General features: G+C 60.3%; 21 protein-coding genes. 15 read left to right on the top strand and 6 right to left on the bottom strand.

The genetic code is table 11. From position 1 onward, the window contains the following. Positions 1–159: 159 nt before the first annotated feature. The 4 genes from AW06_RS12770 (at position 160) to AW06_RS12785 (ending at position 5,590) form a co-directional block, all read left to right on the top strand. Positions 160–1,095, top strand: coding sequence for a hypothetical protein (locus tag AW06_RS12770; RefSeq protein WP_273704657.1), 936 nt, complete (start codon positions 160–162; stop codon positions 1,093–1,095). A 181-nt stretch (positions 1,096–1,276) separates the two neighbouring features. Continuing rightward, on the top strand, positions 1,277–2,923 hold the full coding sequence (gene gpmI, locus AW06_RS12775) for a 2,3-bisphosphoglycerate-independent phosphoglycerate mutase (protein WP_034950624.1): 1,647 nt from the start codon (positions 1,277–1,279) through the stop codon (positions 2,921–2,923). 146 nt (positions 2,924–3,069) lie between these two features. Further along, positions 3,070–3,999 carry an MBL fold metallo-hydrolase gene (locus tag AW06_RS12780; RefSeq protein WP_273704658.1) on the top strand — a complete coding sequence of 310 codons (930 nt, stop codon included), beginning with the start codon at positions 3,070–3,072 and terminating at the stop codon, positions 3,997–3,999. A gap of 151 nt (positions 4,000–4,150) precedes the next feature. Continuing rightward, on the top strand, positions 4,151–5,590 hold the full coding sequence (locus tag AW06_RS12785) for a DUF294 nucleotidyltransferase-like domain-containing protein (protein ID WP_034950627.1): 1,440 nt from the start codon (positions 4,151–4,153) through the stop codon (positions 5,588–5,590). A gap of 108 nt (positions 5,591–5,698) precedes the next feature. Here the strand turns inward: AW06_RS12785 and AW06_RS12790 are convergent, their stop codons facing one another. Both AW06_RS12790 and AW06_RS12795 read right to left on the bottom strand, forming a co-directional pair. After that, positions 5,699–5,974: a hypothetical protein gene (locus AW06_RS12790; protein ID WP_034925084.1), complete on the bottom strand. Its 276-nt coding sequence runs from the start codon at positions 5,972–5,974 to the stop codon at positions 5,699–5,701. A 258-nt stretch (positions 5,975–6,232) separates the two neighbouring features. Further along, positions 6,233–6,742 carry a phasin family protein gene (locus tag AW06_RS12795; RefSeq protein ID WP_034950630.1) on the bottom strand — a complete coding sequence of 170 codons (510 nt, stop codon included), beginning with the start codon at positions 6,740–6,742 and terminating at the stop codon, positions 6,233–6,235. A 235-nt stretch (positions 6,743–6,977) separates the two neighbouring features. On the opposite strand from AW06_RS12795, the gene AW06_RS20580 reads away from it, so the two are divergent. Beyond that, entirely contained in the window at positions 6,978–7,103 is a 126-nt protein-coding gene (locus AW06_RS20580) for a hypothetical protein (RefSeq protein WP_273704659.1), read from the top strand. 186 nt (positions 7,104–7,289) lie between these two features. After that, complete coding sequence (typA, locus tag AW06_RS12800) at positions 7,290–9,128, top strand: translational GTPase TypA (RefSeq protein ID WP_034950633.1); 1,839 nt, start codon at positions 7,290–7,292, stop codon at positions 9,126–9,128. A 39-nt stretch (positions 9,129–9,167) separates the two neighbouring features. On the opposite strand, the gene AW06_RS20585 is transcribed toward typA, so the two are convergent. Continuing rightward, positions 9,168–11,042 carry a methyl-accepting chemotaxis protein gene (locus AW06_RS20585; RefSeq protein WP_273704660.1) on the bottom strand — a complete coding sequence of 625 codons (1,875 nt, stop codon included), beginning with the start codon at positions 11,040–11,042 and terminating at the stop codon, positions 9,168–9,170. Between the two features lie 238 nt (positions 11,043–11,280). Here AW06_RS20585 and AW06_RS12810 point away from each other — a divergent pair, with 238 nt between their 5' ends. Both AW06_RS12810 and AW06_RS12815 read left to right on the top strand, forming a co-directional pair. Beyond that, on the top strand, positions 11,281–12,885 hold the full coding sequence (locus AW06_RS12810; RefSeq protein ID WP_246149027.1) for a 4-hydroxyphenylacetate 3-hydroxylase N-terminal domain-containing protein: 1,605 nt from the start codon (positions 11,281–11,283) through the stop codon (positions 12,883–12,885). Between the two features lie 105 nt (positions 12,886–12,990). After that, entirely contained in the window at positions 12,991–13,887 is an 897-nt protein-coding gene (locus AW06_RS12815) for a transporter (protein ID WP_034950637.1), read from the top strand. A 9-nt stretch (positions 13,888–13,896) separates the two neighbouring features. On the opposite strand, the gene AW06_RS12820 is transcribed toward AW06_RS12815, so the two are convergent. Then, positions 13,897–14,799, bottom strand: a complete 903-nt coding sequence (locus AW06_RS12820; RefSeq protein ID WP_034950639.1) for a LysR family transcriptional regulator — start codon at positions 14,797–14,799, stop codon at positions 13,897–13,899. A gap of 121 nt (positions 14,800–14,920) precedes the next feature. On the opposite strand from AW06_RS12820, the gene AW06_RS12825 reads away from it, so the two are divergent. The 5 genes from AW06_RS12825 (at position 14,921) to AW06_RS12845 (ending at position 18,249) form a co-directional block, all read left to right on the top strand. Next, positions 14,921–15,787, top strand: coding sequence for an SDR family oxidoreductase (locus tag AW06_RS12825; protein WP_034950641.1), 867 nt, complete (start codon positions 14,921–14,923; stop codon positions 15,785–15,787). Between the two features lie 58 nt (positions 15,788–15,845). Further along, complete coding sequence (locus AW06_RS12830) at positions 15,846–16,391, top strand: cytochrome b (protein ID WP_034950643.1); 546 nt, start codon at positions 15,846–15,848, stop codon at positions 16,389–16,391. A gap of 20 nt (positions 16,392–16,411) precedes the next feature. Beyond that, positions 16,412–16,984 carry a YceI family protein gene (locus AW06_RS12835; RefSeq protein ID WP_034950645.1) on the top strand — a complete coding sequence of 191 codons (573 nt, stop codon included), beginning with the start codon at positions 16,412–16,414 and terminating at the stop codon, positions 16,982–16,984. A 25-nt stretch (positions 16,985–17,009) separates the two neighbouring features. Then, positions 17,010–17,579: a YceI family protein gene (locus AW06_RS12840; RefSeq protein WP_034950647.1), complete on the top strand. Its 570-nt coding sequence runs from the start codon at positions 17,010–17,012 to the stop codon at positions 17,577–17,579. 82 nt (positions 17,580–17,661) lie between these two features. Beyond that, positions 17,662–18,249, top strand: a complete 588-nt coding sequence (locus AW06_RS12845) for a malonic semialdehyde reductase (protein ID WP_034950649.1) — start codon at positions 17,662–17,664, stop codon at positions 18,247–18,249. Between the two features lie 58 nt (positions 18,250–18,307). On the opposite strand, the gene AW06_RS12850 is transcribed toward AW06_RS12845, so the two are convergent. After that, entirely contained in the window at positions 18,308–18,502 is a 195-nt protein-coding gene (locus AW06_RS12850) for a hypothetical protein (RefSeq protein WP_034950650.1), read from the bottom strand. 29 nt (positions 18,503–18,531) lie between these two features. After that, positions 18,532–19,161 carry a 2-hydroxychromene-2-carboxylate isomerase gene (locus tag AW06_RS12855; RefSeq protein ID WP_034950653.1) on the bottom strand — a complete coding sequence of 210 codons (630 nt, stop codon included), beginning with the start codon at positions 19,159–19,161 and terminating at the stop codon, positions 18,532–18,534. Between the two features lie 341 nt (positions 19,162–19,502). Between AW06_RS12855 and AW06_RS12860 the strand changes: the two genes are divergently transcribed. Beyond that, the gene (locus AW06_RS12860; RefSeq protein WP_034950732.1) at positions 19,503–20,084 is read left to right on the top strand and encodes an SCO family protein; all 582 of its coding nucleotides are present in this window, start codon (positions 19,503–19,505) and stop codon (positions 20,082–20,084) included. Between the two features lie 18 nt (positions 20,085–20,102). Then, positions 20,103–20,525 carry a DUF1318 domain-containing protein gene (locus AW06_RS12865; protein WP_138678839.1) on the top strand — a complete coding sequence of 141 codons (423 nt, stop codon included), beginning with the start codon at positions 20,103–20,105 and terminating at the stop codon, positions 20,523–20,525. Positions 20,526–20,617: the final 92 nt, after the last annotated feature.

Below are 20,617 nucleotides of genomic sequence, written 5' to 3' on the forward strand. Positions count from 1 at the left end.
ATCCACGGTGTCGAAATATTTTACATTTACCATCTTGCTGGGCATCATTCACCCAATAGTCAATTGATATAAAACTCTCATCAAACCCGGATCGATTCTTGCTTATATTACCCAATGAGCCAGATCTGTGAAATGATTTCGCGTCGGACAGGATGCAGCTTGCTTCAGGTGATGGTGCTGTCGTTCTGGACCGCGGCTGGCGCGCTGGCACACCCCATGGGAAACGATACGGGTGGCCTGTCGGTTGCCACCAGCAGCAGTCACCAAGGTTTGCTTCCCCCTGCGGTGCTGATGGGCATGGGTGTCCCTGCCGGGCATAATACGCCCGCTCCCCTGCCCTCTTCTTTGCCGGCGATCGAAAAACACATTCTCACACCGGCTTCCTGGTCAGCAAGCGGGACGAAATCGCCAGAAGCGCCGTTCGAACCGTTGCGGCACGGTGCCGATACCGCTTCAGACCCAGCCGGCCAGATGGAAACAGTTCCCTTATTGGCGGTGCCGCGGACCGTGCTCAGCGGCAGTTCTCATCCACCGTTGGCCGCCGCGCCTCCTGGGGGCGCGGCATCCCTTGCCCATCCCGCGGTCGTTCAATCTGAAGAAGAAACCATACGGGTATTCAACGAGTTGCAGGAATCGGCCAGGGAAGTGATTGCGACCGCAATCGATCTCAACAAAGGCCCGCAAGGGCGGATGACCTTCTCGCTGGCCGGTGTCGAGGGGTTTCACTATTCCTTGCAGGGCGGTGAACTGACTTTTGGATACGGCGAGACTTCGCTGTCCATCATCGAGCGCAATGTCGGCCAATCTGACCACCAGCGTGCGTCCACTCATAGTGCTCACCCGGCGTCGAAGGACCTTGAAGGCGTCCATGAACTGATCGAGTTGGTCAAGGAAATCCTCAGTTACCCTTTGCTCTGGGTGATTCTCTTTTTCATGGTGGCCGGCAAGGTCGCACTGGAGATTGCCCGCCGACGAGGCAGAAAGCGAACATACCGGAGACGCTCTAAAGCTAGCCCGCAGGTGAAGGAGCAGCGCATCCGCAAGCGCATCCGACTCAGGAGTTCGCCATCGAGCGCCAGCATCCCGCAGAATTAACCACCGTTGCAAGAAGGCCACCAGGCGCCTTGGCGTCCCCGCAGATGCTTTGCAAGCATCCGTTTCGAATGGGATTGTTTGTCAATTCGGGGAGCATGGCTTGCAGTATACTGGGGTCGTTGTCGCGGCTTTCCGATCCGCGGCCTGTGCTCACACCCCCTTACTTTCCCAGGACTCCATCATGTTGCAGAAGTCTGCCTTTTTCCCTGGTATTCAGGGCCCGATCGTGACGATCGTCATGGATGGCTACGGCATTGCCAAATCCGATGTCGGCAGCGCGATTGCGGCTGCCAGAAAGCCGACCCTCGATCATCTTTTCGCCAACCACCCGAACATCACCTTGCGCGCCCATGGCACCGCTGTCGGCATGCCTTCCGACGAAGACATGGGCAATTCCGAGGTCGGTCACAATGCCATCGGTGCAGGCCAGGTTTACAGCCAGGGCGCTTCGCTGGTCGCTGAGGCCATTGCCTCCGGCTCGATATGGCAAGGCGCTGCCTGGCAGCAGATCATTGCCGGGGCCAAGGCCGGACGTGGGGTAATCCACTTCATCGGCCTGTTTTCCGACGGCAATGTGCACAGCCACATCGATCACTTACGAGCGATGATCCTGCGCGCCAACGAGGAAGGCGTGCCGGTCGTGCGGATTCACATTCTGATCGATGGGCGTGACGTTCCCGAGACCAGCGCGCTCGAATATGTGTTGCCTTTCGAGGCCTTCCTCGCCGAAGTCAGCCGCGATGGCTTCGATGCCCGCATTGCCTCGGGCGGTGGCCGCATGAACATCACCATGGACCGCTACGAAGCGAACTGGAGCATGGTCGACAAAGGTTGGCAGACGCACGTTCTTGGCAAAGGCGAGCAGTACGAGAGCGCGTCGGCAGCAGTGCAGGCACTGCGCGTCAAGTTCCCGGGAACGATTGACCAGGATCTGCCGGCATTCGTCATCGCCAGTGATGGCCGACCCGTAGGGACCATCGAGGATGGCGATTCAGTAGTCTTTTTCAACTTCCGTGGCGATCGCTCGATCGAGATCACGCGTGCTTTCGAAGAAGCGGGTTTCGACAAGTTCGATCGTGTCCGCATGCCCCGTGTGACCTATGCCGGAATGCTGCAATACGATGGCGACCTCAAGCTTCCCAAGCGCTTCCTGGTCGATCCGCCGGCCATCCTCGATACCATGGGCGAGTGGTTTGCCAAATCCGGCATTACCCAGTTTGCCTGTTCCGAAACACAAAAATTCGGGCACGTGACCTATTTCTGGAATGGCAACCGCTCAAATAAATTTGACGGCGAGACCTACCAGGAAGTGTCCAGCGACGTGGTGCCCTTCGAACAGAGACCGTGGATGAAGGCTGCGGAGATTGCCGACGCAATGATCGAAGCCCTGCAGAGCGGCCAGTACCGGACCTTGCGCTGCAATTTTGCGAATGGCGACATGGTCGGCCACACGGGCAGTTTCCGTGCAGCAACCATGGCCATCGAGGCCGTGGATCTGCAACTGGCGCGCATCCTGCCGGTCGTCAAGGCGCTCGGTGGTGTGGCGCTGATTACCGCTGACCACGGAAACGCCGACGAAATGTACGAAATCGACAAGAAGACCAGACAACCGGCTCAGAACCCGGACGGATCCTTCAAGGCCAAGACCTCACACACCCTCAATCCGGTGCCGTTGATCCTCTATGACGCAGTCACTGGCGGCAAACTGGGTCTCAGGCCGTTGCCCGGCGCTGGTCTGTCGAACATCGCCGCGACGATCACCCACCTGCTCGGCTTCGAGAAGCACGCCAAGTGGGATGAAAGCCTGCTGGAGGTCAGACAGGGATAAAGGTCAGGAAGCACCAGACGGCGCCGGGGAAACCCACGGCGCCCAAGGGCGCGAGCGGACCGGTACCCGGTCTCCAGGGGTGCCCGCACCCTTGGGCGCAACGCGATGGCTATTGGGCCATACCTTCGTCATCCATGGAGAATTCGATGTCAGTTCCAGTTTGTCTCGTGCCGGGCCACGGCAGTCAGCGCGCCGGTTTCGCCTCGCTTCTTGCCGCGCTCATCGCCGCCCTGCTGCTCTTCAGCTCCAACCTTGCAGGCGCGGCGTCAGCGCTGCAGAAGACCCAGGTGCCTGGCTACTACCGGGCGATGGTCGGCGCTTTCGAGATCACCGCGCTGTATGATGGATACATAGATCTCGACAGCAAGCTGCTGAAGAACGCCAGCGAACAGGAGATCCGGAGCCTGTTGGCACGCCTCTTCGTCAAGGGCCCGCAGATGCAGACCGCGGTCAACGCCTACCTGATCAACACCGGCCAGCAGCTCGTGCTCGTCGATACCGGTGCTGCCAAGAAGTTTGGCCCCTCACTCGGCTACCTTATCGATAACCTCAAGGCCGCCGGCTACGATCCGGCACAGGTCGATGCGGTGCTGATCACCCACCTGCACGGCGACCACGTCAATGGACTCGTCACTCCCGAGGGCAAACCGGCCTTCGCCAACGCCGAGATCTGGTCGGCCAAGGCCGACAATGACTTCTGGTTGAGCAGCGAGGTTGCCGCCAAGGCACCACAGGATGCACAGCCCTTCTTCAAGATGGCACAGGACGTCGCCGCTCCCGGCCATACTCCCGGGCACAGCGCCTACCTGGTTGCCTCGAACGGTCAGCAACTGCTGATCTGGGGCGACCTTGTACATAGTCACTCGGTACAGTTCTCGCGTCCCGAAGTCGTCATCGAGTTCGATGTCAACAAGAAACAGGCAATCGCCACGCGCAAGGCAATGTTCGCTCGAACGGCCAAGGAAAAGGTGCTGGTCGCCGGCATGCACCTGCCCTTCCCCGGCATTGGCCACGTCCGCAGCGAAAGGAAAGGCTACGCCTGGGTGCCGATCGAGTTCGGGCCGATCCGCGAGTAGACCACCCGGCTCCTGAGGCGATATCGCGCCAGGCATCGCTCACCCTGCCCGCGAATGCTAGAATTACAGAATTTTGGTCGCTTGGCCGGTTTGCGACAACCATCCCGACGTGTGCGCCAGATGAACCAGAAGACACAAGGAGCAGCGACCGATGGCTGAAGAAGGTCAGTATTTTCGCCCGGTAAAGGATTTCTGCCAGCGCATCGTGGTCACCTGCGAACCGGATGATGCACTGGTCGATGTGGTCGGAACCATGCGGGAGAAGAACATCTCCAGCGTCGTGGTCTGTGAAAACCATCTGCCAAGCGGCATCATGACCGACCGTGACCTGCGCAACAAGGTTGTCGCTGCGGGCACCGATCCGTCTACGCTCGCTGTCCGGGCGATCATGAACCGCCCATTGTCGGTGATTGGCGAGAACGATCTGCTCTACGAAGCCCTGTATCGGATGTCACGCGAGCGGATCCATCGTCTGGTGGTCGTCGACGGCCAGGGCAAGCTCTCGGGGATCATCACCGACAGTGACATCATCCGCCTGCAATCGCACTCCCCGCATCAACTGGTACTCGACATCGAGAATGCCCGAGACCTCGAAGAACTGAAAACGGTTTACACGAGAATCCAGGACCTGGTCCTTCATCTCAGCGGCAGCGGCACCAAGACGCGCGACGTGGTGCGCATGATTGCCCATCTTAACGACCAGATTCTCCTGCGCCTGATTGCCCTCATTCGCCAGGATCGCTTCTCCGACCTGCCGGAACGTTTTGCCTTTGTCGTGCTCGGTAGTGAGGGGCGCGGTGAACAGACCTTACTCACCGATCAGGACAATGCCATCATCTATGGTGATGAACTCGGGCCTGGCGAGATCCGGAAGATTGAAGATTTCTCGCAGGTACTGATCGATTCGCTGATTGCTATCGGCATTCCCCCCTGCACGGGCGGGATCATGGCCAACAACAAGGAGTGGCGACGCAGCCTCGGCAAGTGGAGCGATCAACTCGACCGCTGGTTACAGGCGCCCACTCCGAACCACGTCCTCAGTTGTGGCACTTTTGTCGACATTCGCACCATCTACGGCGACCCCTCCTTTGAGGAGCAACTCAAGGCGCAGGTCTACAAGCACGTGCAGCGAAACGAATTGTTCCTGATGCGCATGGTCGAGAACACACTGCGCTTTGCCCCCCCGATCGGCTGGTTTGGCAAGATCAAGGGTGAGAAGGACGGGGAGCACTCGGGCATGCTGGAGATCAAGAAAGCCGGCATCTTTGCGCTGTCCGAGGGCGTCAAGGCGCTCGCGATTCAGGCCGGCAAGCTGGAGGGCAGCACCCATCAACGCCTGGAAGCACTGCTCAGGGACAAGGTGGTCAACAAGAAAATGGTGGCCACCATTGCCGAGAGCTTCGACTTTCTGGTCTTGATGCGCCTGCGCGGGCAGGTGGAAGCTCTGAGCGAAGGGCGCACGCCCGACAACTACATTCAGCTCGAGCGGTTGAACATGATGGAGTTCGGCAGGCTGCAAATCGCCTTGAAAGGCGTCGTAAAATTCCAGGAGTTCATAAAGGGCCATTTCAAGCTGCATCTGCTCAGATGACCCGGCGGCAGCGTCATGCCGGGTACGGGCGTCGCGTGAACTCTCGCCTGACCGAAGGTGGTGGATATAGCATGGCACAACAGCACGTGGACGGCCGCGTGCGCCCGCTTAAAACAGGTTTACCTCCGAATCGTCGTCCTTTTTTACGCCCGGTTTGCGCCCGCGCGCCGGCGTCGGCGGATCGCACGAGAGGCGACAACTGATACCCTCGATCTTCCGGCCATCGATGAAGCGAGTTACCCTGCAACAGATTACGTCTCCCGATGCAGCGAGCCGGGCAATCTGCTCGCGTAACTCGACGATCGGGATATTGAGCGCCTCGGCCATATCCACATCAAGTTGCTCCGCATTGGCTCTCAGGTAAGCAACAATCGTTTCGGTCATCTGACTATCCCCAAAAAATGCCTTCGCGAACTGGAAAGGTATGGCAGTTTGCGCCGCAGATTCAGTTCTGGCAATTCCTTCCAGTGTTCTGCCCGTTTTTACAGCATAGCAATCTTGCTGACAAGCGCTTCGCTGTCGTCTTGTGCCCGCCCACGGACTCGACGATCCCTGAGAAAGTCGTCGTGCTGCGAAAAAAACCCGGTGCCCTGCACCGGGTTTTACGGAAGCGGCACACGTGGAATGATGCTGATGACTGGATCAGCAGGATTTGATCAGTTTGACTGCTGCCGCCTGACCAATAGCTGCCGAGTCCTGCGTCAGCAATTTGACGTATCTGCCATCGTTCTGGCCTGCCTTCGAGAGCAGCGATTTCGCAGTCCCGACCGCGAAGTCGACAACCGGTGAAAGATTCTGGCGACTCTTGGCGAGCGTCTCCACCAGACCGCGGCCGAGGCCACCGACCTGGCCTTCGTAGACATTGGCAAAGACATTCGACGACTCGTTGCAGATTTCGTATACACGCCGCGAGTAGGCTATCGACTGCTCGACGGCGGCCATGGCCATTGGTTGCCGCAGGGCCAGCAGGCCCGACAGATCCCTGACCGAGCTGAGGGTGTTGAGGTTTTCGTGACCGCGCTCGGCGACAGCCCGTGCCGTCTGCAGATTCAATGCGGCCAACTGGCCGACGCAGTCCAGTGCGGTATTGACCACTGTCATGAGCGCATCAAAAGTGGTGGCGCTGGTGAATTTCTCTATCGGATTGTACATACCATGCTCCTTGAGGTTGCGAAATATTGCCCCGGCGGGTTCGCATCACCTGAGGTCAATTGCTGCAGCGCAGCGAAGACTGGATTCTAACTGTTAATGAGCACTTGTCAAGCTATTTGTTGCGTCGCAGCATGACTGCTCAGGCCGCCAAGCCACCAGTGCCTCATCAAGCGATTTCGGCTGCAAGGGAAGGCAACGGTCATGACCTTGATGATCGGGGGTTCCTGGAAAAGTCATGACCGTTAGCACCACCGATTGCATGCGCATGCAAATCGGCCCAGGCGGCAAGCTGATGGCGCTGCTGCCGCCGTTTCCAGCAATTCTCATTCTGACTCAAGCAATGGAGCGAGTTCGCCGGTAAGTGCCTTTCTGCCGGCCATGAGTGGAGTCCAATACCTGAATCTGGCTCTATTGCAGGTGCTCGGTAGGAGAACAGAAGGCCACCATTGCCAAAATGAGAATTGCTGGCTGTTCCGCTGTTCCCGCGGCGCAACAGGCAGCGCCCGCCCGTGCTAGAATAGCGCCCCTTCTTCAAAGGCTTAACCTCATGTCCCGCGCCGTCCGCAATATCGCCATCATCGCCCACGTAGACCATGGCAAGACCACCCTGGTGGACAAGCTGCTGGTTCAGGCCGGCAGCTTCTCGGCCCATCAGCAGATCACCGAGAGGATGATGGACTCGAACGACCTCGAAAAGGAACGGGGCATTACTATCCTGGCCAAGAATCTGGCGGTCGACTATGCGGGCGTACATATCAACATTATCGATACGCCGGGACACGCCGACTTTGGCGGCGAGGTTGAACGGGTCCTGTCGATGGTCGATGGTGTCCTGCTGCTGGTCGATGCCGTCGAAGGACCAATGCCGCAGACCCGATTCGTCACCAAAAAAGCATTGGCCCTCGGTTTGAAACCGATCGTGGTGGTCAACAAGATCGACCGCGATGGTGCGCGGCCTGACTGGGTGATTGACCACACCTTCGACCTTTTCGACAAACTCGGCGCCAACGACGATCAGCTCGATTTCCCGGTGATCTACGCGTCCGCCCTCAATGGCTACGCGACACTGGATCTGTCGAAGCCATCGCCCGACATGCGGCCGATGTTCGAAACCATTCTCAAGCATGTTTCGCCGCCTCATGCCGACGAGATCGACGGGCCACTGCAACTTCAGATTTCCGCCCTCGATTACTCGAGCTATGTAGGACGCATCGGGATTGGCCGCCTGCAACGTGGGCGTCTGAAACCGGCGCAGCAGGTCATCGTGATGTATGGACAGCCTGACGACCAGGGCAGGTTCGAACATGGCCCGCCAAAGACTGCCAAGGTCGGCCAGGTATTCGGTTTCCGCGGTCTCGAACGGGTGCCGCTCGATGAAGCGATTGCTGGCGACATCGTATTGGTGACGGGAATCGACGATCTCTCGATCGGCTGCACGATCACTGATACCGAGAAGCCCGAAGCACTGCCCATGCTGCGCATCGACGAGCCGACGCTGAACATGACCTTCATGGTCAACAACTCGCCTTACGCCGGCACCGAGGGCAAATTCGTCACCAGTCGCCAGATCGGCGAACGCCTGCGCAAGGAACTGCTGACCAACATGGCGCTACGCGTCGAGGAAACCGCCGACACCGACAGCTTCCTGGTCTCTGGCCGGGGCGAGTTGCATCTGACGATCCTCCTTGAAACCATGCGTCGCGAGGGTTACGAACTCGCGGTCGGGCGTCCTAAAGTAATCATCAAGGAGATCGGTGGAGAGGCTTGCGAACCCTACGAACTGCTCACCCTCGACGTCGAGGAAGTGCACCAGGGAGGCGTCATGGAGGCGCTTGGCTATCGCCGTGGCGAACTGCAGGACATGTCTTCGGATGGACGGGGCCGTGTCCGTCTCGAATATCGCATCCCGGCGCGCGGACTGATCGGTTTCCAGGGTGAGTTCCTCAACCTGACCCGCGGTACCGGCCTGATGAGCCATGTCTTCGACGAATATGCGGTAGTCAAGGGAGAAATTCCGGGCCGCCGCAATGGCGTTCTGATCTCCGCCGAGAAAGGCGAAGCCGTCGCCTATGCGCTTTGGAAACTTCAGGAGCGCGGACGAATGTTCACCATTCCCGGTGACAAGCTCTATGAAGGCATGGTGATCGGCATCCACAGCCGTGAAAACGACCTGGTCGTCAACCCGATCAAGGGTAAGCAACTGACCAACATACGTGCTTCGGGAAACGACGAGGCGGTTCGCCTGGTGCCGCCGGTCGCACTGACCCTGGAGTCGGCGGTCGAGTTCATCGACGACGATGAACTGGTCGAAATCACGCCGAAGAGCATCCGCATCCGCAAGCGCTTGCTCACCGATAACGAGCGCCGCCGGGCTGCACGCGAATAGGGATTATTTGGCCTCACCGGGTTACCATCGCGACTGACCTCAGATCCGGAACTGCTTCACAGCATTCTGCAAGCGTCCGGCGAGATCCTCGAGTTGGCTGGCGGATTCCTTGACGCTCTGCAGGGACACGCCGTTCCTTTCGGTCATTCCCACTATCTGCTGCACGCCAGCAGCCATTTGTTCGCTGGCCGTGGCTTGCTTGCCCAGGAGGTCGGAAATTCCGGCAATGGCATTGGCAACGCGCGCCGTACCGGCTTCAATCTGCCGGATCGAGGCGCTTGCTTCATTCGCCAGTTCAACCCCCTGCGCAACCTGCTTCACTTCGCTGTGCATCGTTTCTAGCGCCGCGTGCGTACTTTGCTGGACGAGCATGATGATGCTAGTGATCTCTTGCGTCGACTTGCCGGTACGCTCGGCGAGCTTGCGCACCTCGTCAGCAACCACTGCGAATCCGCGTCCCGCTTCGCCTGCACGCGCCGCCTCGATGGCTGCATTGAGGGCCAGCAGATTGGTCTGATCAGCAATCTCCTTGATCACTGCGGTCACCGCCGAGATGCGATCGGACTGGCGCACCAGTTCTTCAATCATCACCGACGAGCGCTGGACGGTTACCGCAATTCGTGACACCTCGGCCACCGAGCGGTTGATCACCTGAGTACCCTCCCGTGACAGTTGACCGGACTGCAAAGCCGTCGCCAGCGCTTCGCCAGCACTGGCATTGACCCTGCTGATGCTGTTTGTCACTTCATCGACCGCCACCGCGATCGATCTTGCCGATCCGGCTTCACTGGCCAGTGCTCTCGAGGTGTCGCGAACCAGGTCCGCGAGTATCACTGCATCCCTTGCGAGAGCGGTTGCGCTGTGCTGAATCTCGCCCACTATTTCGCGCAGACTGGTCTGCATGGCGTTTACAGCGGCTAGCAGGGTGTCCTGGCGCTGGTCGTCGGTGTGTACCTCAACACACAAATTACCCGCTGCAATTTCCTGAGTTACCGCCACGGCGTAGGCCGGATCGCCTCCCAACTGGGCCACGGCGTGCCGGACGATGAGTACAACCATCGCACCTCCAAGCAGCAGAATGGCCGTGATGAACAGAAGATTGCGCAGTATTGCCGTCTGTACTTGGCTACGCACCGCCTGAATATCGCGAATGAAAACCAGGATGCCGGCGGTTTCACCGGCGCCATCCTTGAATGGGAAGCCCATCAAGGCATGGCTGGCGTTCAGGTGCAGGGTCCCCTCTGCGGCCTCGGATGACAGAGAGAACTGGCGAGCGACGTCAAGCAGCAGCGCCTTATTGGTCGCCTCGAGAAGGGTCAGACCTGGGAGCCGTTCCCCATTGATTGCGGTGCCTTTTTTCTGGATATAGTCATCCGCAAGCAGTACGGCGACGTCGTCGCCAGTGATCGTTCTGGTAGCCGGAAGAACGTGGTCGATTTCCTGCGCGAGTTCCCAGTAACCGATTTTTCTGCCGTCGCGGACGACCGGACGGACCGCTCGAAGAGAAAAGAAATTCTTGCCCATATCCAGGCTTGTCGCCGACTTGTCCGTAGCTACTGCCATCCTGAAACTGTTGCGGCTATTCTTGTCGTCGTGCTGTTCGGGTTTGTGGACGCGCAGGAAGGTGGTGCCGTCGGGCTCGAAGAAATAGAAGTGGGTAATCCTGAATTGCGCCTTTAGTTCCTCGAACAGTGGCTTTGCCCTTTGCAGGAGTTGCTCGCGATTGCGCGCTTCAAAGGTATCCAGAAGGGTGTCTATGCGGGTGGTGGCGGTCAAGGCGCGCTCCAACCCCTCGGCATCGCTGGCAATCTGGGTCAGGAAGACCCGTTCATCGCCACGCATCTGGGCATCCAGTGAGGTTCTCAGCTGTCCGATCTGCGTAACATAGATCAGCGCTGCTGCCGTGCTCAGCATGGCAACGAAGCTCCCCACCAAGGTAAACAATATTCTTCTTCTAAACGACACCTTCATTTCCTATGCCTCTTTCTATGGTCGTCGACATACAAATCCAGTATCCTTCTCTTCAATTTTACTATTCCTGTGGAGGGCAAATTGTCAACAGAAATGTGCGCTTCCTGGTATTTCTGGTAGCGGATTCTGGCGCATGATCTGGCGGGACAGCAGCCTTCCCCGAACTTAGGGAGAAATGACAATGACTAGAGATCGCATGCTGCTCACATCCAGCCGACTGATCAGCGGCGCCGAGTACCGCGACTCGCTGCGCCGCTACACACCGAAGGTCTACGTCGATGGCGAACCGATCGCTTCGGTTGCCGACGCACCGACACTGCAGCCGGGAATCAACGCGCTTGCCGTCAGCTACGATTTCGCGCTCGATCCGGAGAAAATCCCACTGATGACCGCCGTACAGACCGGCAGCGGCGCGACCGTCAATCGCATGCTGCATATCAACGAATCCGCGGGCGACCTGTTGAACAAGCTCGAAGCGGTGCGCCTCCTCTGTCAGGAGACCGGTTGCGCACAACGCTATCTGGCCCACGATGCACTCAACGCGATCCATCAGGTCAGCGCCAGAATCGATGACGCACGCGGCGGCAGCGAGCATCGGGCGCGCTTCGAGGCCTATCTCGAAGAGGTGCAGGCGAGCGACTGGTCACTGGGAATCGCCATGACCGACGCCAAGGGCGACCGCTCGAAGCGGCCGCACCAACAGGCAAACCCGGACACCTACGTACACATCGTCGAGCGCAACCCGCGGGGGATCGTCATCTCCGGCACCAAGGCAATCGTCACCGGCGCACCGTACATGCACCAGTTCCTGGTCATGCCCAGCCGCAACATGGGTCCGGCCGATGCCGATTTCGCTGTTTGCTGCGCGCTGCCGGTCGATGCACCGGGGCTGACCATCGTCGCCCGACCGGCCGGACGACCCGGCGAGAAGCTGGAACACGGCGCGGCACTGTTTTCACGGCGCTATGGGCAATCGACCGCGGTGCTCGTTTTCGATCGCGTCTTCGTCCCCTGGGAGCGGGTCTTCTTTGCCGGCGAGTGGGAGCATTCCGGGTCGCTGACCTACCACTACGCGACCCACCACCGCCATAGCTGCATCGCCGCGCGTGCCGGTTTCGGCGACCTCCTGATCGGCGCCGGCGCCCTGATGTGCGAAGCCAACGGCTTCGATCCGGGTCGCCAGGCGAGCTTGCGCGAACCGATGGTCGAACTGATCAAGATCACCGAGGGCTTTTTCGCCTGCGGCGTCGCCGCCAGCGTCTACGGGACACCAGACCCCTACAGCGGCAGCTTCATGCCCGAAGCGGTGTTTGCCAACATCGGCAAGCTGCTGCTGGCCACCCAGATCTACGACATGCATCGCCTGGCGCACGAGGTGTCGGGCGGCCTGATCGTCGCGCTGCCCGGTCCCGACGAAGACCACAACCCGGCAACCGCTGCGACCCTCGCCGAGGTGCTGCGCGCCCATCCCGACGTGCCCTACGACAAGCGCATCGCAGTCGCCCGCTTCATCGAGGATCTGACCGCATCGTATCAGGGCGGCTGGTATTCGGTGATCAGCCTGCACGGGGGAGGCTCGCCAGCCGCCATGAAACAGGAGATCTGGCGCAACTACCCGCTTGGCAGCAAGGTTGAGCTGGTCGAAAGGCTACTGGACCGTGGCGTATTGCATGATCCAGAGCGTGCGATCACGCGTAACCGTCAACCCGGACGCTGTTGCGACGCCGGCTGTTCGCCACCGGGGCAGGCGATCATGGTGCCGCTGCCGCGCTCCGGCAAGGCTTGAGAGCCCGGCATTGCCGGAATGGATGATTGCATTTCGCTTCGCCAGACCCGTCACTGGTCGCCACACTCCAGCGCGGAGCACAACCATAAGGGGGGAACACCAGAGATGAATACCGCGAAAAGACTTCTGCTCCTGGCCCTGCCGGCCCTGCTGGCCAGCCCGTTGAGTCTGGCCAAGGAGGGTCCCGACCAATACCCGAACGGCTCCGAGAACTTCATGGTCGGCGCCCTGCCGCCAGCAGGCAATTATTTCATCAACTATCTCGGTTACTACCAGGGCGACTATCGCGCCAACAACGGTCAAAAGGTGCCGGGGCTCAAGGTCAGCGCCACTTTCGACGCCCTGCGTTTCATCCATGTCACCCAGCAGAAGATTCTCGGGGGCGACTGGGCGGTGCATGCGATCGTGCCGCTGGTTGACCAGCGACTGCACACCCCGATTCCGGGCATCGGCAACGGCAGTGCCTTCGGCCTTGGCGACATCGTCATCGACCCCCTGATCATCGGCTGGCATTTCCCGCCGGACTGGCATCTGACCGTCGGCGTCGACATCTATCTGCCCACCGGCAAGTACAGCAAGAACAACCCCACCGATAGCATCGGCGCCAACTACTACAGCTTCGAGCCCATCCTCGCCTTTACCTACCTCAATCAGGGCGGTTTCGAAGCCTCTGCCAAGCTGATGTACAACCTCAAGACCAGGAACCTCGATACCCACTACCAGTCAGGTAACGATTTTCACATGGACTACCTGCTTGCTCAGCACTTCGGGCCGTGGGCCGTCGGCCTGGCCGGCTACTATCTGACGCAGACCAGCGACGACGAGCGGAATGGCCGGACTGTCCAACCGGACGGCAACCGCGGCAAGGTCTTCGCCTACGGCCCGGCAGTCAAGTACGACTACAAGGGGATGAGCTTCGTCGCTAGCTGGAATCACGAAACCCGTGTCGAAAACCGCTTTCAGGGCAACAAGTTCTTCTTCAAATGGGTCACCGCCTTCTAGTCAGATGTGCTACCCGCTTTCCCAATAGGGTCGGACACCGATCCGCTCGGCCAGGTAGTCAATCAGCACCCGTACCCGCTGTGGCACGTACCGATTGCCAGCGAGCAAGGCGTAGATGCCAAGCTCGGGCATCGGGTAGTCTCGCAGAATCGGTTGTACCCACCCGGTCTCGATGACTGCGGCGGTCAGGAAGCTGGGCTGCGCGGTGATGCCAAGACCACGGATCGCGGCGTCGAGCAGGGCATCGCCGTTGTTGGCGCGCATGCGGCCGCGTACCGGAAAGACTTCCGTCACCCCGTCCACCAGGAAGGGCCAGCCCTCCTGCTGGGCAGGCAGATAGATCAGGCATTCGTGCTTCACCAGCTCGCGAGGATGTCCGGGTTCACCGTGGCGACGCAGATACTCCGGCGAGGCAACCACCACCAGGTGGCTGCTGCCGATCCGCCGGGCGACATCGAGCGGTTCGAGGCGCTGGGTGATGCGGATCGCGAGATCCAGCCCTTCCTCGACGAGCTTGACGCGACGGTCGGTGAAGTCGATTTCGGTGATCACCTCGGGGTAGGTGACGCTGAAATCCATCAACAGCGGTGACAGGTGACGCAGACCGAAACTCAGCGGCACGCTGAGGCGAATCAGGCCGCGCGGTTCCTGGCGTTCTCCGGCCAGACCGCTCTCGGCGGCTTCGACGAGGTCGAGGATTTCCCGGCAAGACTCCAGATAAGCGCTGCCAGCCGAGGTCAGGGTCAGGCTGCGAGTGCTGCGGGCGATCAGTTTCACCCCGAGGTGGGCTTCCAATGCCGCCACCTGGCGCGTGACCACCGAGCGGGCGACGTCCATCTGCCGCGCCACTGCGGCAAAACTGCCGATCTCTGCGACCCGCAGGAAAATTCGCATGCTGTCGAATCGGTCCATGGTCTCTCCAGACGGTGTCATGTTGTTGCGATCATCGCAACAAACAATTGCAGATTGTCCCCTATTTCATCCTCAATGACTGTTCTACAGTTCGGCCATCGCAACCGTTCTGGAGAAACACATGCTCCTCGTCACCGGTGCCACCGGCCAACTCGGTCGTCGCATTGTCGATCAACTGCTCGCCCGGCACGGCAGCGCCACCGGCATCGCCATCAGTGTGCGCGATCCGGCAAGGGCGGCAGACCTCGGCCAACGGGGCATCGAGATCCGTCACGGCGACTTCGATCAGCCGGCAACGCTGGTCAGCGCATTCGCCGGCGTCGACAAATTGATCCTGGTTTCCACCGATGGCCCCAGTGATCTCCGCATCCGCCGGCACCGCAATGCCATCGATGCAGCCCGCGCCGCCGGCGTCAGGCACATCCTCTATACCAGTTTCATTGATGTGGCCGCCGACTCGCCGGCCGAGTTCGCCGTGGTCCATCGGACGACCGAGGCCGAGCTTGCCGCCAGTGGTGTTCAATTCACTGCGCTGCGCAACCCGCTGTATGCCGATTTTCTGCCAATGAACGTAGCCGCCGCGTTCATCAACGGTGTCTTCGAGCTACCGGCAGGAAGCGGCCGCGCCAGTTTCGTCAGCCGTACCGAACTCGCGGAAGCTACGGCCGCCGCTGCGCTGGCACCGGCATTGGCGAGAAGCGTGTATGAATTGACCGGCCAGGCAACACACGACTACCATGAGCTGGCCGCGGCGGTCGCCAGGGCTACCGGCAAACCCGTACGCTACCAGCCGGTCGACACGGACACCTACGCGCAGGCACTCGTAGCGCAGGGATTGCCGCCCTGGTTTGCCGACGCACTGACGAGGATGTACGCTGCAGTGGCGGCGGGCAAGTTCGACCGCATCAGCAATGACTTTGCCCTGCTCGTGGGGCATCCGCCGCGTCCCCTCGCCTGCCTGGCGCAGGAACTCTTCAGCCATCACTGATCAGCACACAATACGATGCCCATGCGCACCCCTGTGAGCCCCCAATAAGGAGAATGCCATGCCCGAGACCCGCTACACCCACACCGCCATCGCCCTGCACTGGCTGATGGCCCTGCTGCTGATCGTTCTGTTCAGCCTCGGCCTCTACATGAGCGACCTGCCGGTGTCGCCGCAGAAGCTGAAGCTCTACTCCTGGCACAAATGGGCCGGCGTCAGCGCTTTCCTGCTGGTCCTGCTGCGACTTGCCTGGCGTATCGGCCACCGGCCCCCAGACTTGCCGGCAGCCATGCCGGGCTGGCAGAAAACCGCCGCCCAAGGACTGCACCACCTGCTCTACCTGCTGATGATCGCCATTCCACTTTCCGGCTGGCTGATGAGTTCGGCCAAGGGCTTCCAGACGGTCTATTTCGGGATCATTCCCCTGCCCGACCTGCTGCAGAAAAACAAGGAACTCGGCGAACTGCTGGAGCTGGTACACAGCAGCCTCAACTTCACCCTTGCCGGACTGGTCGTCGCGCACATTGCTGCTGCTCTCAAACATCATCTGCTCGACCGCGACGATGTACTCGCGCGGATGCTGCCCTTGCTCACCAGAAATCGTTGAAAATCTTGAATGGACAACTCATGACTTCCTTTCGCATCCTCCTCGGCACGCTGGCCGTGGCCCTCGCCGGTAATGCCGGCGCGGCCGAATATGGCCAGTTTCAGGCCGACAAAAGTTCGCTGACCTTCGTGTCGAAACAGATGGGCGTTCCCATCGACGGCCGCTTCAGGAAGTTCGCCGTCAGCGTCGCTTTCGACCCGGCCCGGCCGACTGCCGCCAGCGCCCGACTGGATCTCGACCTGGCGAGCATCGACGCTGCTTCGCAAGACGCCAATGACGAGGTCGTCGGCAAATCCTGGTTTCATGTGAAAGTGTTTCCCACCGCCACTTTCGTTTCCTCTGCGGTCCGCCCGCTCGGCGGCGACAAATATGAACTCGCCGGCAAGCTGACCATCAAGGGCAAGAGCCAGGACCTCACCGCACCCTTCACTTTTCGCCAGGACGGCGTCAACGGCGTCTTCGACGGTGCCTTTGTCCTCAAACGCCTCGACTTTGCGGTGGGCGATGGCGTCTGGTCAGATGTCAGTACCGTCGCCAACGAAGTCCAGATCAAGTTTCACATCGTCGCTGCCCCGTCAGCGGTTCGCAAGTAAGTCCACCCCCTGAAGGAGTCATCCCATGAAAAAACAGATCAGCCTCGTCGCCCTCGCCAGCTTCTTTGCCGCACCGACCTTCGCCGCCCCGGAGACCTATCTGGTCGACCCGAATCACACCTACCCGCGATTCGAATACAACCATTTCGGCTACTCGAACCAGATCCAGCGCTTCAACAAGACTTCCGGGACCATCGTCTTCGACCGCGTTGCCAGGACCGGTTCGGTAAACGTCGCCATCGATGCCCGGTCGGTCGACACCGGTTATGCGCTGTTCAACGAGCATCTCCAGGGTGAAGACTTCTTCGACACCGCCAGATACCCGACCATCACCTACCAGTCCACCGCCGTCAGATTCGACGGCGACAAGCCCGTGGCCGTCGAAGGGAACCTCACCATCAAGGGGATCACCAGGCCGGTGACGCTGACCCTGAGTTCCTTCCAGACGATGCCCCACCCGATCCTCAAGAAGGACGCGCTCGGCGCCAACGCCAGCGCCAGGATCAAGCGCTCCGAGTTCAACGCCGGCAAGTACGCACCCAACGTCAGCGACGAGGTCACCCTAAGCATCGCTGTCGAAGCGCTGAAGCAGTAGGTTGATCCAGAGTGGAACCCAACCCCGCACAAGGGTAGCCTCTCGACACAATGAGCAGCTCTCTATCCCCGGAGGAAACGCAATGCCAGCCCTAACCGCCGAAGCCCTAGCCCAACTATTCGTCCACGCACGCACGCACAATGCGTTCGCGCCCGATCCGATCCCGGAAGCGACCCTGCGCCGCCTATACGACCTGATGAAGTGGGGACCGACCTCGATGAACTGCCAGCCGGCGCGGCTGGTTTTCGTCACCAGCCCGGAAGGCAAGGCCAGGCTCGCGCCGGCACTTTCTCCCGGTAACCTAGACAAGACCCTGGCGGCGCCGGCGACGGTGATCATCGCCACCGACAGCCGTTTTTACGAACATCTGCCGACGATGTTCCCGGCATACGACGCCAAGCCGATGTTCGAGCGCAATGCCGAACTCGCCGCCAGCACCGCTTTCCGCAACGGTACGCTGCAGGGCGCCTACCTGATGATCGCCGCGCGTGCACTGGGTCTGGATTGCGGCCCGATGTCCGGCTTCGACGCCGGCAAGCTCAATGCCGCGTTCTTTCCTGACGGACGCTGCCAGGCCAATTTCCTTTGCAACCTCGGCATCGGCGATCCCGCCGCCGTGCATCCGCGCGGCCCTCGTCTGAGTTTCGAGGAAGCCTGCCGGATCGACTGATCTCCCGGAGGGCAGGCTTCGAACGAGGCACAGAAAGGAGCCGGCTCTTCCGGACAAGTCAGTCCGTCGGCTCGCCGCCCTCCTCCTTGCCCGTCCGTTCCTGCTTCTCCCGCAAACGCCGGTTCTTGTCGTCGCTGCTCAGAAAGAAGTAGCGTCCGGCGAGTACACAGCCTTTCATTCCAGGGTTGCAGACCAGCTCATTGAGCCTGGCGCACTTGCCATCGATTTCGTGGGGGCAGCCCCAGGAGGCCATGGTGGTTTCTGAAAATCGCCCGGATCGAATCAGAGCGGTATGCGCGCAGCGCCTACCGGCAGGGCCGCCAGGCGCTGCATCTCGGCGGTGCTCAGGATGCCGGGGTCGGCAAGAAAGGCCTTCACGAAATCGGTGGCGTCAGCACCCCAAAACAGCTCGCCACCGACATCCAGCGTGGGCACGCCAAAGACGCCGCGGCCAATGGCATGTTCGGTTGCCATCTTCAGGGCATCCTTGATTTCCTGCCGCGACAGTTCCTCCGGATCGACTGCCAGCGAACGCGCCAGTGCAGCGACCTGCTCTGCGTCTGAAGGATCGGCGCCGGTGGTCCACAAGGCCTCGAAGATCTTGCGCACGGCGTGTGCGGTGCCTCCGGCAGCAATCGCCAGGCGAAGGTAGGGAAGCGAATTGAAGGGATGCGCGGCCGGAAAGCAAAACGGAATGCCAAGCCTGGCCGCCCACCAGTTACAGGAGCGATAGGTCCACGAGCGTTTGGGCGGGATCTCGGCGGGTCCCTTCTGCTCCCAGTGATTCAGCAAACCGGCGAAGAGCACCGGCCGGTAGGCAATCTCGAGATCCGGCGGCAGTTCACCGAGACGGATCAGCCCGAGATAGGCGTAGGGCGAGATGAAATCGAAATACCAGTCAGCCTGCTGCATAGGTCTCTCGCCTCCAAAAATTGATTCCGGGACGGGTCGCGACAAGTGCCTCTCAGCCCTTGTTTTTACTACCGCCAATCCTCGTCAGGTCAGGTCAGCGCTGCGTAACCCGGCATTCTTTGCCTCGGGCTGTCGGGTTGCGCCCTGTTGGCCAAACCAGCCTACGGACTATACTTCACGAAGACGGCGACTGCCAGCGATTATGCAGCAGTCCGCGCCAGTGGCCACATCTCTTGGGGGCCGAAAGGAATAGAATTAGCCGGCAAATCTTGCCTGTCTGCCGCAGCGAGCCCGGAATGAGCGACAATGACCAACCTGCATCCAGGTTGCTCGCGACCACCATGAAAATACTCTCGACCTTGATCCTCTGCATCACCCTGCTGTTTTCCGGCTGCTCGCAACCGCCGAACTTCAAATCGACCGACATTTCCGGCGCCGACTGGGGCAAGGGCTTCACCTTGACCGACCCGCAGGGTCAGACACGTCGTCTGGCCGATTTCGAGGGCAAGGTGGTCATCGTCTTCTTTGGTTACACGCAGTGCCCTGATGTCTGTCCGACGACGCTTTCATCGATGCGCGAGGTGCTGGGCCGTCTCGGCGACAATGCCGGCCGCGTCCAGGTGATCTTCGTCACCCTCGACCCGGCACGTGACACGGCGCAGGTATTGGCCGAATACGCCCGCGCGTTTCATCCGAGTTTCATTGGCCTGCGTGGCGACGAGACGGCCATCGCGGCAGTCGCCAGGGATTTCAAGGTTTTCTACGCCAGGCATGCAGGCAGTTCACCCGGCAGCTACAGCATCGACCACTCCACGGGCAGCTATGTCTTTGATCCCCAGGGGCGGCTGCGGCTTCTCGTCAGCCACGGCGAAACGTCCGCCAACGTTGCTGCCGATCTGAAGCTGTTGCTGGCCGGCAAATGATCTTCCAGGAAACATGACATGCCACGCTTTCTCCTGCTCCTCGCACTGTTTTCCTTTCAGGCTGCTGCCGCCACTCCCGGCGAAGCGATCAACCTCGACATCGGCACCCCGCCGGTGGTCATCGTCAAGCACAGCCTCGCACAGCGGGCATCGCGGCTGGTCCGCTTCTACGATGCAGGAATCATCGGGCTGGCTAACGATGGCATGGTCAAGATGCGTGATGGCAGCCGTCTGACGCTGGCGCAACGGCAGATCGCCGAGAAACTCATCGACAACGAGAACCCGGACCGCAATTCGCTGATCTACGCCATCGCCGAAGGGCACGGTGGCCAGGCCTACGAGCCCGCCGTCCGCGCGGCGCAGGTCAGGCGCTGGAAGGAGCAGTTCCACTCCGGCTGGTGGATCGAGGATGCGCAAGGACGGTGGAGCATCAAACCTTGACGTCGCCTCTCGCCAAGCGACCCGGTCAACTGCGGCATCTTGTCGCAGCGAGATGCACAGGTACGAATTTATAATCGTCCTCCCTCAACGAT

The sequence above is a fragment of the Candidatus Accumulibacter cognatus genome (assembly GCF_000584975.1).
In the GTDB taxonomy this organism is placed as follows: Bacteria; Pseudomonadota; Gammaproteobacteria; order Burkholderiales; family Rhodocyclaceae; genus Accumulibacter; species Accumulibacter cognatus.